An 11656-nucleotide genomic window follows, 5' to 3' on the forward strand; every position below is an offset into this window, starting at 1 on the left:
TATTATTAATTATAACTTTAAATATACTTATAGAAATTATTTGTATAATTCTGTCAAATTAATACGTGAAGGGAAGCAATTATGGAATTAAAAATTACAGATGGCAAACTTGGAGTTCGCCCTCCAGTTGCCAAACCACATCCCGGTTTTTTCTATGAAGTTGGTGAAGAGAGATTTCGTAAACTTGTTAATGATCATTACGATTCTATAAAAACAAGCGATATTGCATTTTTGTTTCCTGTCTTTGATGATGATGACTTTGCAGAAGCACAAAAGCATGCAGCAGATTTTTTGATAGAGATCTCCGGTGGACCTGACTACTTTACACAAACCCGTGGTGAACATCAGATGGTAGGGCGTCATGCACCGTTTCGTATTGACGAAAAAGCAAGACGTACATGGTTGGAACTCTATCAACCGCTTTTGATGGAGCTAGAAAATGAGGGGATTACGCAAGAGTATATAGAGTCCTTTTGGAACTATCTGGACCTGTTTTCTATTTGGGTTATCAATACACCTATACTAGAGAGTTAAAAACTTTCTCTCTCTGTTGACAAAATAGGCACATTCCCGGTAACCCACATCTTTTGCCATTCTGATGACCGCATCATTATAGAGTCCGACCTGTTCTGGCTTATGGGCATCTGATGAGAGTGTGATGGGAATATCGAGTGCATAGGCCTGTGTGAGAAGTTCTAGCGATGGATAGGCTTCCGCCACAGGTTTTCTGTATCCTGCGACATTGATCTCTAAAACCATATCACTTTCTTTAATAGCCAAAAGAGCATTTTTAGCCAGTTTGCCAATCTCTTTTGTCGGCATAAAATTAAAAACTTTGATAAGGTCCAAGTGCCCTACAATATCAAAAAGTTTGCTTTTGGCCATTGTTTCAATAGTGTCAAAATATTTCTGCCATACTTCATTGACATCCTGTTCTTTCCATTTTCCAATAAATTCTGGATTATCAAAGCTCCATCCCTCGATAAAGTGCACAGACCCAATAAGATAATCGACATTAGCCTCAAGTACTCTTTTATCCATATGCCCGGGAAGATAGTCAACCTCATAGCCTAAAAGGATTTCGATCTTCTCTTTATACTTCTCTTTTGCATTTCTTACTTGCGTCTCATACTGCTGCATATCTTCAAATTTCATACGATAAGCCGGGTCAAAATCCATAGGAGCATGGTCAGAAAAACCGAAAATTTTTGTCCCCTTTTCAATAGCTGCCTCGATGTACTCTTCTACTTCTCCTTCGGCATGATTACAAAGCGGTGTGTGGTTGTGCAAATCTACTATCATTTTTCTCTCGGATTTTTATATATTTTATGCTATTATAGTGACATTTAATAAATCAGCCCAATTTTGACGATGGAGAACCTTATGACACAAGAAGAATTAGATGCATTGATGAATGGTGATATGGACATAGATGAACTATCAGAGGAAGAATCATCACAAGAAGAAGTATCTCCTGAGAATGACGAAAAGCATGAAGAGGACTCTGCAAATCTTCTTGAAGAAAATATTAAATCTGCAAAACTGCCACTTCCTGCAACTGATGAGAACAAAATGGTCCATCAACTTGATGATGTGACAAAAGAGTCTGAAGAAAAAGCGAGTGAAATCTTTGACATTATTGAGACAATCAGTAATGATTTGATGGAGAAAGAGGAGTCATTAACGACTGTTCTTGAAGTACTTAATGCAAATATAGAGCTCTTTGAAAAATTAACAACAAAATTTCCTGATATTGAGATTTTTAAAACACAGTTGGAGTTAAATCAAAAAGCAGTTGAAGATACAAATAGTACGATTGAAGCATTGCAAAACAGTGGTGATTCGATTATGACAGTTATGGATATTATGCAGTATCAAGATATCCACAGACAGAAAATCGAGCGTGTTATCAATGTTATGCGTGCTTTATCGAAATATATGAATACTCTCTTTGAAGGTAAAATCGATGATGAAAAACGTGTCTCTTCGGCAACACACATTGCAGGTGATACACATAATGATGTAGCCTCAACTGAAGATATTGAAGCGCTTCTTGCGCAGTTTGGAAACTAATGGGTACAAAAGTCGAATTACTCTCTCCTGCAGGGACACTGGAAAAACTAAAAATTGCGTTTGACTATGGTGCAGATGCTGTATATGGTGGTGTGAGCCACTTCTCGCTGCGTATACGCAGTGGTAAAGAGTTCTCTTTTGAGGATTTTGAGGAGGGCATCAAGTATGCTCACGCAAGAGGAAAAAAAGTTTATGCCACAATTAACGGATTTCCTTTTAACTCTCAGCTGAATCTTTTAAAAAAACATATTCTCAAGATGGCAGAGTTACAGCCAGATGCTTTCATCATAGCAACGCCGGGCGTGCTTAAGTTGGCACATGAACTAGTGCCGGATATGCCACTACATCTCTCTACGCAAGCTAATGTTATGAATGTACTGGATGCAAAAGTCTACCATGACATGGGGGCTACAAGAATCATCACGGCACGTGAGATATCACTCAAGGACCTAAAAGCAATTAAAGAAGAGTTACCGGATTTGGAGCTTGAGGTTTTTGTGCATGGTTCAATGTGCTTTGCATATTCTGGGCGCTGTCTTATCTCAACGCTGCAAAGTGGTCGTGTACCAAATCGTGGAAGCTGTGCAAATGACTGCCGTTTCCCATATGAGATATATGCTGCAAATCCTGAGACGGGTACACTCTTTAAGCTGGAAGAGGAAGAGGGCATAGGGACTTACATTATGAACTCAAAAGATTTGAATCTGGCTTCACATATGCAAGAAATCTTGGACTCTGGTGTGGTTGACAGTGTAAAGATAGAAGGTCGTACCAAAACAGCATACTATGCAGCAGTAACTGCAAAAGCTTACAGAATGGCCATTGATGATTATTATGCTGATAAACTAGATAGCACAAAGTATCAGTATGAACTTGAATCACTGCAAAATCGTGGCTATACAGATGCTTATCTTGTTTCACGTCCTTTTGAGAAGCATGATACGCAGTCACTTGATTTTACCATGCAACTTGGAACGCATCAGGTAACAGGTGTGACAAATGAAGCAGGAACGCACTATATGTGTAAGTTTACAACACGTCCTGGTGATGAACTTGAAGTTGTGGCTCCACAAGACGCTAAGATAGAGCTGGTGGATAATGAGAATGGTAGAACTTATGAAAAAAATGGAAGACTTTATTTGCAATTTAAGCAATTAAAAGCCGAGAATGGAAAACTTTGGGAAACAGTCCATAGCGGAAATATCAACCCAATTGAGTTACCTACAAAGTTTCCTGCTTTTACATTTTTTAGAATTCCTTCACATCCTGATATGGGAACATATCCAAAAAGTTAAATGCCTAGAATGAAAATTTATCGAAGATGAAAAAGCTGCTTTTATGATATAATTGCAGCATAAAAAATTAAGGAAAAAAGATATGAAATTTGTTTCAATTGTCATAGGATCGAAGAGTGATTATGAGGTCATGAAGTCATGTTCTGATACATTGGAGAGTTTTGGCGTAAACTATGAGATGATTATCTCTTCTGCTCACCGTTCACCGGAGAGAACAAAAGAGTATATCGAAAATGCGGAGAAAAAAGGGGCTCAGGTATTTATCGCTGCTGCTGGTATGGCTGCACACCTTGCTGGTGTTTTGTCTTCTAAAACAGTAAAGCCTATCATTGGTGTTCCAATGTCAGCTTCAGCACTGAGCGGAATTGATGCCCTGCTCTCAACTGTTCAAATGCCAGCAGGTATGCCGGTTGCTACAGTTGCTATTGGAAAAGCAGGAGCGATTAACTCTGCATATCTGGCAATGCAAATTTTGGCACTTGATAATGAAGAGTTAGCTATAAAACTTCAAGAAGACCGTATCGCAAAAGCGAAAAAAGTGGAGATGGACTCTTTAGAGATAGAGACTATTATTAAATAGTTAACAGAAGCAGGAGATAATAATGAAGTGGATGAGCGACGACGAATACAGTGAGTTGACAGGCTTGGAATTATCAGCGATTGATGATTTGGTAGAGCGTGGTAAACTTACTGTAAAAGTTGAGGATGGTGTCCGTTATATTGACCCGTCAAAAGGTGCCACTGAAGTTATTGTTCCTGCAAAATTAAATGAACTGAGTGAAAAAAACAAGCATGAGATGCTTGTACAACCTGAGTTCGTTGAAAAAACAATTGGAACAATCATAAATCTTCATGAGAAAGTTCTTGATGCAAAAGATGAAACACTTGAAGCAGTACGTACAGAGAATGAATTTTTACGTGAGGCTTTGGCATCGCTCCAAGAACTTTATGATGAAGATAGAAAAACTATTCATACCCTGCAAGAGCAGCTCAAGCTCTCGCAACAAGAGGTAGAGTTTATGCGACGTAAGTATAAACTCATGTGGAACAAAGCTATCGAAGAACATACAGACAGTAACTCATGAAAATAGCGCAGGAGTGTGTTGGCTGTATTATCAACCAAAGTCTCAAAGTCGCTGATGCGATACATGCAGACAAAAAGCTCAAAAACAAACTGCTCTCTACTGTTGAACAGATGAGTCGAGATTTCTCATTTCAGCTTTCTCCTCCAGAAATCGCTGCAGATGTCTATGAAAAGATGGCTCAAATCGCTAACAAAAGGGACCTTTATGATGAGGTCAAAGCACTCTCAACAGATAAAGCACAATCTTTTCTCCCTTTTTTACAAGAAAAACTCTCAAAGAGTACAGATAAGCTTTTAACAGCGACCAAGATTGCCGTTGCAGGAAATGTTATAGACCTTGCTGCTGCAGTAGAGTTTGACCTAGAAGAAGAGCTTGAAAAAATCTTTCATACAGAGTTCTCACATAATGATTTTGAAATGCTCACGCAAGAGCTGGAAAATGCGAAAAGTGTTGTTGTTTTAGGAGATAATGTAGGTGAGCATATCTTTGACTATATGTTTATGGAAGTTTTAAAAGAGCTCTATCCGCACGTAGATTTTTCGTATATGGTACGAGGCAATCCAATCATCAATGATGTTACGATGAAAGAGGCATGTGAAGCCGGATTTGATACGTTGTGTGAACTTATTGATAGTGGTGTGAATACTCCCGGATTTACCTATAATCGTGCTAATGAATATGCACAAAAAAACTTTGACAAAGCAGATTTAGTGATTAGTAAAGGAATGGGCAATTATGAATGTCTTTCACCGTCACACCACAAAAACATCTGTTTTTTACTCAAAGTCAAGTGTGATGTTGTAGCACGCTCTTTAGGACAGAATGTCGGTGATATAGTTTGTAAAGTGGTAAAGGAGAAAGAATGATAAAAAAAGTCTTATTCGTTTTATTGTTGCTTAGTAATATAGTTACAGCCGAGACAAAAATGGAGTATAAAATCTCTTTTGTAGGTATGAACATGGACTATCGTGAGTATGACAGGTCTGGTAATATTCTTGATAGTGAAAAATCAAACTATTTAGATGTTATAGGTGCAGAGTTTGAATATAGATATTTTTTGGATGAACGTTCAAATATTGATTTTAAAGTCTTGGGAGTTGAGGGTGAGAGTGAATATGTAGGTTCATATATTGGTTCAGGAGCTGGATATGGTTCTGTTGTAAGTACAACATCAAATGCCATTCGAGATATCTCTCTTGGATACAATGCTACAAATATATCAGATTTTAATATTATGATGCTTGGTGGTCTTGGCCTAGGGTATAGATACTGGCAAAGAACACTTTCCTCTACACAGGTGGAAGTATATGAATGGTACTCTTTACGTGCTAATGTAGGAATGCGGTTTGTGCATAAAAATCTGACTGCATCTTTGATCGCAGAGTATCAGTATGGTATTAAGCCGACAATGACAGCTACGGGTATAGCAGATGATTTTGAACTCTCCTCTGCAAATATAGTAAAACTTTCTCTTCCTATTCGCTACATGATAAGTGAAAATATTGATTTAATCTGTACATATGTTTTTGAATATCAAGAGATACAAGAGTCTAATGTTGTTTATGACGCTGCAGCAAATGGATATGTTGAGCCAGACTCTACAGCATACAATCAATATCTGAAAGTTGGAATGGTTTTTAAATACTAAAAAAGCCACTTTAGATATAATACGAAAAATAAAATAAGGCAAGATATATGATAACTTTTAGTGAGATGTTACTTAAACTTCAAGAATTTTGGATGAAACAGGGGTGTAATATTGTACAGCCTTATGATATTCCAGCAGGAGCAGGAACATTTCATCCTGCTACATTTCTTCGCTCACTAGACTCTACTCCTTGGGCAACAGCTTATGTTGCACCCTCACGCAGACCGACAGATGGACGCTATGGAGAGAATCCAAACAGACTTGGAAGCTACTATCAGTTTCAAGCACTTATAAAACCTTCTCCTGACAATATTCAGGAGCTTTATCTACAATCACTAGAATATCTTGGACTTGATGTAAGTAAACATGATATCCGTTTTATTGAAGATAACTGGGAATCTCCAACACTTGGTGCTTGGGGACTTGGTTGGGAAGTATGGCTTAATGGTATGGAAGTGACACAGTTTACTTACTTTCAGCAGGTTGGAGGCATTGAGTGTTCTCCTGTAGCAGTTGAGATTACTTATGGGACAGAGCGTTTAGCAATGTATCTGCAAGGGGTTGATACTGTCTTTGATATTGTTTGGAATGAGGCACCTGATGGAAGTAAGACACTCTACAAAGATGTGCATAAAGAGAGTGAGATAGAGTTCTCTAAGTACAACTTTGAAGTGGCTGATACGGCTATGCTCTTTGATGAGTTTAATGCTAAAAGTGCAGAGTGTATGCGTACTCTTGAAGCAGGATTGCCACTACCTGCATATGATCTGTGTATGATGGCGTCGAACGTTTTTAATGTACTGGATGCAAGAAAAGCTATCAGCCAGACAGAACGTCAAAACTATATCTTAAAAATCCGTGAACTCTCACGTGGATGTGCTGAACTCTACAAAGCACAAGAAGAAGAGCGCAATAAAAGAGTAAACGGTTAAATCTTTCATTTTGTCATATTTTTTTAGAGTTTTTTGATTTTTTGTTAAAGTGGTAGTGTTCCTACCGATTATTCGGTAGGACAAATTCCAGACTGTAGGAGGTCGCTTTTGAAGCGATTTACCCTAAAAATCAGGCTAAAACTTAGACCTTTTAGCTTGAAAATAGAGGTAAGTGGGAATTAAGCCCACTCCTTAGTCTGGTATTATAACAAAAAAATAAAAATTCGTAAATGGATTGAAAGATGCAACTCACAAAAGAGCAAGAAGCAAAATTTAAAAAACTTGGTATTAATTCTATTAGCGAGCTTGCTCTTTTAATTCCCCACTCTTATGAAGATTATCGGCTTCAAGAGAAGCTCATACCTCACGCCAACCAACTTATTGATGCAACTGTTGAGTCTGTTTATCGTGCTCCTAATTCCATTCAGATAACCTTTTTCGCACATAATTTTGGACATAGAGTAACAGGTGTTTTGTTTCGTCCCAAGCCTTATATGATGCATCAGTTTAAGGTAGGGGATAGAGATTACTATTATGGAATGATAGAGTGTAAGATAGGAAACTGTTCTATGAGTATGCCAAGAAAAGTTACAAGTATTGGACAAATTACTCCTAAGTATAAATCTGCACTCAGGAGCGATGTGATGTTTCGCCTTACTCGTGAACTTCTTAACTTTGAGAACTTGCGTGAGGAGAGGCTTCCTGAGAAGATTATAGAAGAAGTTTTAGCACTTCATTTTCCAACTCTAGAAGTTCTTCAAAACAGAGAGTTAAGCCAAGAAGCTGTAGAAGCTTTAAAATATTTGGAACTCTATAATTATATGAAACAACTCTCTCTCAAACGAAGATATTTTCAGCCATTGGTATCAAAGAGAGGTTTTTATGATGCTTTTGTGAACTCATTACCGTTTCAACTTACAGATGAGCAGCTAAAGACGATACAAGATATACAAAAAGATTTCGCAAAAAGTGTAGCAGCAAAACGTATGATAGTCGGAGATGTTGGTAGTGGTAAGACTATGGTTATCTTAGCAGCTGCAATTATGATGATGCCACAGAGGTCAATTCTGATGGCTCCCACAACTATTTTAGCAAACCAGCTTTATGAGGAGGCTCTTAAATATTTGCCACGAATGAAGATAGCCCTTGTGACAAATAAAAGGAAAAAAGCTTCGTTAGAGGAGTATGATTTTATCATTGGAACACATGCCCTCTTGTACAGAGAATTACCAGAAGCAGCACTCGTTATGGTTGATGAACAGCATCGTTTTGGAACACAACAGCGAAATATGCTGGAAAAACTGATATCAAAGGGAGAAAAAAAGCCTCATTTCCTGCAATTTTCTGCCACTCCAATTCCTCGAACTTTAGCGATGATAGAGTCTGCACATATTGATGTGAGTCTTATTACATCTACACCTTATAAAAAAGATATTGATTCTCGAGTCATTCATAAGAGTGATTTTAAAGATTTGCTATTACATATAAAAAGAGAGATAGAGAAAAAAAATCAGATTCTTATTGTTTATCCTTTGGTTGAGCAGAGTGAAGTCTTGGATTATCAGAGCATTGATGAAGCACGTGAGTACTGGGAGAGAAATTTTAAAAATGTTTATATTACCCATGGAAAAGATAAAGAAAAAGAGCAAGTTTTGCTTGATTTTCGAGATAATGGAGATATCCTTATCTCAACTACTGTAGTAGAAGTAGGTATATCACTGCCAAGGCTTACAACAGTTGTTATTGTAGGAGCTGAGAGATTAGGACTTTCAACTTTGCATCAATTGCGTGGGCGTGTGAGTCGCACAGGGCTTAAAGGTTACTGTTTTTTATATACGAATCAAAAAAGCTCGGAACGACTTGATGAGTTTGTAAAGACCAGCAGTGGTTTTGATATAGCAAATCTTGATCTAAAGTATAGAAAAAGTGGTGATCTGCTTAAGGGAATAAATCAAAGTGGTTCACAATTTAAGTGGGTGGATTTTATAGAAGATACTCAGATAGTACAAAAGGTAAAAGAAGATCTGCTTCTTTTACCTAAAAGTGATTAATAAAGACCGAATTTACCATCATTTCTTTTGTAAAGAACACGTGTTTTTTGCTCATTGTCTACAAAAATTTCAAACATTTTTCCACTCTCTTTGAGGTCATTTAAAACATCTTCAACCTCACGTGGTTTGTAAAGATCAAGCTCAACAGGAATGATTTCATCTTCCATCTCTGAAGCTGCTTCTTTTACATCAACGATCTCAGCTTTTGCTTCATTGAGACCTACTTTTTGATGGTCAACTTCTCTGTCATGGAGGCGACGCATCGCTTTTTGTGCTCTCTCTGTTGCTAAATCGATCGCTGCATAGAGGTCTTGGTCATTTTGTTTGATAACAATAGTGTTTTTATGCGCTAGATTAATAACAAACTCAACAATAGAGTGCTCTTTGCCTTTTTTGGATTGTGTTGATACAATCACATTGACTGAAATGATATCAAGATTAAATTTTTTAAGTGTCTCAATAGAAGCAGTGATATGCTCTTTGATAGGCTCTGTTAGTTCTATATTTCTTCCTGTCATTGATATATTCATGATAAATCCTTTAATTTTTTTAGATTATATCACGAAAAAGTTTATAATGACACAAGAATTATAATTTTTGTATAGTTCTTCTAAAATATCTTACAGGCTCAGATGTAACATTTCTATCAGTAGGGACACTGACTGTTACATCGAGGATAACAGTACCATCTGAAGCAGTGTTGGTTGTATTGGCATAAACTACACCGGCTGCTGTAGCATTACCGTCACAGGAACTACCGGCAACTGTAATATAACTCATGGATGCATTAATATCATAAATATTGTTATAGGAGAAGTTAATGCTGCTGATGCTACATGGATTTGCTTGAGACAGTTTTAACATGACATACTCGGTAGCACTATGAGAAAGTATCGATGCTTGTTCATAGAGGTAGAGATCTGTGGTTTTCTTTGTTGTTTGTGACGTAAGGGCGAGAGAAAGTGCTAAAATGGTTGCAATGATGACAATAACAGAAATAGCCATAATCATTGCTATACCACTTCTTTTCATTAATGAAGAGCTCTTTAATAAATTGTTTTTTCTTTGCATAGTGCATACTCCTCACCTGTTAATTCACTTTTTGCACATACCTGAACCTTTATCAAAGAACCTGCGGAGCGGAATCTAAAAGTATTTATACCTTCTGCTAAAAGGACTTTTTTACCATTATTTACATAAGTTTCACCTTTCCAAGGTCTATAGTCATAATAAAAATAGAGATTACCTATGTGTGATGTGTCATTGTAGTCTCCAAGTTCAATTGCATAGGCTGTCCAAGCAAGTTTATAATATTCAAAAACTTCTTTTCCACTAAAGTCTGAACCATTAGGTAATAATTCATCTATATTTGTTCCTGCTTGAATAGGGTGAAGCGTCTCATTTTGATCATTAATGGGACCTTCGTATCCCCATGGATTTGCAGCAGAAAGATAGGAACCGATGAAATAAATAGCAGTATCATTTACTGTAGCATTATTAACATAGGAAAGAATACCGATTTGAGTGTTCAGTGCATTTGTATCGGTCGCCGGGGAGATTAGTTTTGTAGCAGTTGAAGCATTTAGATCAATAACTCCACTCCATAAAGGAGCATTTGTTCCTCGAAAACCATCAGTGTCTGCTGAAATCCACTCTAAAACAGTAGCATTTGGGTCAGAGAGACCAGTATCACTAAGATAATTATAGTCATTTATTATTAAATTTCTTGAGATAATAGAATTTTTTATACGATACTCTAAGCGTTTCGCGATAAACTCAACTGCAGCAGCACTCTTCGACTGTAGATCATTGTTGATTTTTGAAAATATAAAACTTTCATACGCTTGGGCAATAAATTCTACACCAAACTTTCCTAATATTCCCATAATGACAATAACAAAAATAAGTTCGAGCATACTAAATGCATTACGTCTGTTTTTAAACATCATTAAAAAATCCTACTTTCAGGCTTTACTTCACCGATATTTGCAGTATAGGCACGTAGCACTACTACCGTGTTTCCTGAACTATCTGTAATTTTTATTTCAGTCTCTTTAAGGTTAGAGTTATTTGTTTCTTGTCCAAACTGTATATAAGAATTAGGAGATATACATTGTGTGACAGTTGCTGTTGCATAATAGCTGTTTTTATATGTAGCGCTACCTGTTCCTGCGCTACCAGTTTCAAATACTAGTCTATTACTATAGATACTAGATGCATATTCGACTGATGTCGCATCACCAACTGTATTTACTACTGTTGAATTATTGTCTAAACATTGTCTATTTACATGACCAACTCTTTTGAATGGAGGTCCTCCGATAGTACAATCTCCTGTATTTACAACCCTTGAATAGCCACCTGAGATACTATTGTCTTCTGCTGAGTTAACATCCCAGTAGTATGTTGTAGACTCATTTAAAATGGTCTCTGCAGCAAATATAGCTTCTTGAATGATATTGTTTTCAATCCCTTTTGTCGTTGTTTGAATCATCATGGGCAAAGAGACAATTGATATTGCAATAATGACTATTGCAAATATCAACTCAATCATTGTAAAAGCATTTTTTTG

Annotated in this window: 14 protein-coding genes; 9 read left to right on the top strand and 5 right to left on the bottom strand. The window is 37.0% G+C overall.

The window, feature by feature from the left end; all coding sequences use genetic code 11:
* Positions 1-81 precede the first annotated feature (81 nt).
* Positions 82-534 carry a globin gene (locus tag MNY27_RS03025; protein ID WP_152183372.1) on the top strand — a complete coding sequence of 151 codons (453 nt, stop codon included), beginning with the start codon at positions 82-84 and terminating at the stop codon, positions 532-534.
* Here the strand turns inward: MNY27_RS03025 and MNY27_RS03030 are convergent.
* Positions 523-1302, bottom strand: a complete 780-nt coding sequence (locus MNY27_RS03030; protein WP_152183373.1) for a histidinol-phosphatase — start codon at positions 1300-1302, stop codon at positions 523-525. The two genes, MNY27_RS03025 and MNY27_RS03030, sit on opposite strands and share 12 nt — an antisense overlap.
* An 81-nt stretch (positions 1303-1383) precedes the next feature.
* On the opposite strand from MNY27_RS03030, the gene MNY27_RS03035 reads away from it, so the two are divergent.
* The 8 genes from MNY27_RS03035 to recG all read left to right on the top strand — a co-directional run bounded on the left by MNY27_RS03035 (position 1384) and on the right by recG (position 9084).
* Complete coding sequence (locus MNY27_RS03035) at positions 1384-2073, top strand: chemotaxis protein (protein WP_152183374.1); 690 nt, start codon at positions 1384-1386, stop codon at positions 2071-2073.
* Positions 2073-3368, top strand: a complete 1296-nt coding sequence (locus tag MNY27_RS03040) for a peptidase U32 family protein (RefSeq protein WP_152183375.1) — start codon at positions 2073-2075, stop codon at positions 3366-3368. Before MNY27_RS03035 ends, MNY27_RS03040 begins: the two co-directional genes overlap by 1 nt.
* An 82-nt stretch (positions 3369-3450) precedes the next feature.
* Positions 3451-3948, top strand: a complete 498-nt coding sequence (gene purE / locus MNY27_RS03045) for a 5-(carboxyamino)imidazole ribonucleotide mutase (protein ID WP_152183376.1) — start codon at positions 3451-3453, stop codon at positions 3946-3948.
* 22 nt (positions 3949-3970) lie between these two features.
* Positions 3971-4453, top strand: coding sequence for a DUF3972 domain-containing protein (locus MNY27_RS03050; protein WP_152183377.1), 483 nt, complete (start codon positions 3971-3973; stop codon positions 4451-4453).
* Positions 4450-5319 (top strand): ARMT1-like domain-containing protein, encoded by an 870-nt coding sequence (locus MNY27_RS03055; protein WP_152183378.1) that lies wholly within the window; start codon positions 4450-4452, stop codon positions 5317-5319. Before MNY27_RS03050 ends, MNY27_RS03055 begins: the two co-directional genes overlap by 4 nt.
* Positions 5316-6101, top strand: coding sequence for a hypothetical protein (locus MNY27_RS03060; protein WP_152183379.1), 786 nt, complete (start codon positions 5316-5318; stop codon positions 6099-6101). The genes MNY27_RS03055 and MNY27_RS03060 overlap by 4 nt, the downstream gene beginning before the upstream one ends.
* A 47-nt stretch (positions 6102-6148) precedes the next feature.
* A complete protein-coding gene (glyQ, locus tag MNY27_RS03065; RefSeq protein ID WP_346391867.1) occupies positions 6149-7033 on the top strand; it encodes a glycine--tRNA ligase subunit alpha in 885 nt (294 codons plus the stop codon).
* A gap of 242 nt (positions 7034-7275) precedes the next feature.
* The gene (recG, locus tag MNY27_RS03070; protein ID WP_346391868.1) at positions 7276-9084 is read left to right on the top strand and encodes an ATP-dependent DNA helicase RecG; all 1809 of its coding nucleotides are present in this window, start codon (positions 7276-7278) and stop codon (positions 9082-9084) included.
* On the opposite strand, the gene raiA is transcribed toward recG, so the two are convergent.
* From raiA to MNY27_RS03090, 4 genes are read right to left on the bottom strand one after another with little or no spacing between them, the layout of a single operon-like run.
* Entirely contained in the window at positions 9081-9614 is a 534-nt protein-coding gene (gene raiA, locus MNY27_RS03075; protein WP_346391869.1) for a ribosome-associated translation inhibitor RaiA, read from the bottom strand. The two genes, recG and raiA, sit on opposite strands and share 4 nt — an antisense overlap.
* Positions 9615-9672: 58 nt before the next feature.
* Positions 9673-10116, bottom strand: coding sequence for a hypothetical protein (locus tag MNY27_RS03080; protein WP_346391870.1), 444 nt, complete (start codon positions 10114-10116; stop codon positions 9673-9675).
* Positions 10117-10130: 14 nt separating this feature from the next.
* Positions 10131-11033, bottom strand: coding sequence for a type II secretion system protein (locus tag MNY27_RS03085; RefSeq protein WP_246153807.1), 903 nt, complete (start codon positions 11031-11033; stop codon positions 10131-10133).
* Positions 11033-11638 (bottom strand): hypothetical protein, encoded by a 606-nt coding sequence (locus MNY27_RS03090; protein WP_346391871.1) that lies wholly within the window; start codon positions 11636-11638, stop codon positions 11033-11035. The genes MNY27_RS03085 and MNY27_RS03090 overlap by 1 nt, the downstream gene beginning before the upstream one ends.
* Between the last annotated feature and the right edge of the window lie 18 nt (positions 11639-11656).

Origin of the sequence: Sulfurimonas sp. NWX79 (genome assembly GCF_039667035.1) — a bacterium.
In the GTDB taxonomy this organism is placed as follows: domain Bacteria; phylum Campylobacterota; class Campylobacteria; order Campylobacterales; family Sulfurimonadaceae; genus Sulfurimonas; species Sulfurimonas indica.

Bases quoted from the DNA above. Each gene is read 5' to 3' on its own strand.
- purE (WP_152183376.1), top strand. From the start codon at position 3,451: ATGAAATTTGTTTCAATTGTCATAGGATCGAAGAGTGATTATGAGGTC.
- MNY27_RS03080 (WP_346391870.1), bottom strand. From the start codon at position 10,116: ATGAAAAGAAGTGGTATAGCAATGATTATGGCTATTTCTGTTATTGTC.
- glyQ (WP_346391867.1), top strand. From the start codon at position 6,149: ATGATAACTTTTAGTGAGATGTTACTTAAACTTCAAGAATTTTGGATG.
- MNY27_RS03085 (WP_246153807.1), bottom strand. From the start codon at position 11,033: ATGATGTTTAAAAACAGACGTAATGCATTTAGTATGCTCGAACTTATT.
- MNY27_RS03025 (WP_152183372.1), top strand. From the start codon at position 82: ATGGAATTAAAAATTACAGATGGCAAACTTGGAGTTCGCCCTCCAGTT.
- MNY27_RS03060 (WP_152183379.1), top strand. From the start codon at position 5,316: ATGATAAAAAAAGTCTTATTCGTTTTATTGTTGCTTAGTAATATAGTT.
- raiA (WP_346391869.1), bottom strand. From the start codon at position 9,614: ATGAATATATCAATGACAGGAAGAAATATAGAACTAACAGAGCCTATC.
- MNY27_RS03035 (WP_152183374.1), top strand. From the start codon at position 1,384: ATGACACAAGAAGAATTAGATGCATTGATGAATGGTGATATGGACATA.
- MNY27_RS03055 (WP_152183378.1), top strand. From the start codon at position 4,450: ATGAAAATAGCGCAGGAGTGTGTTGGCTGTATTATCAACCAAAGTCTC.
- MNY27_RS03030 (WP_152183373.1), bottom strand. From the start codon at position 1,302: ATGATAGTAGATTTGCACAACCACACACCGCTTTGTAATCATGCCGAA.
- recG (WP_346391868.1), top strand. From the start codon at position 7,276: ATGCAACTCACAAAAGAGCAAGAAGCAAAATTTAAAAAACTTGGTATT.
- MNY27_RS03090 (WP_346391871.1), bottom strand. From the start codon at position 11,638: ATGATTGAGTTGATATTTGCAATAGTCATTATTGCAATATCAATTGTC.
- MNY27_RS03050 (WP_152183377.1), top strand. From the start codon at position 3,971: ATGAAGTGGATGAGCGACGACGAATACAGTGAGTTGACAGGCTTGGAA.
- MNY27_RS03040 (WP_152183375.1), top strand. From the start codon at position 2,073: ATGGGTACAAAAGTCGAATTACTCTCTCCTGCAGGGACACTGGAAAAA.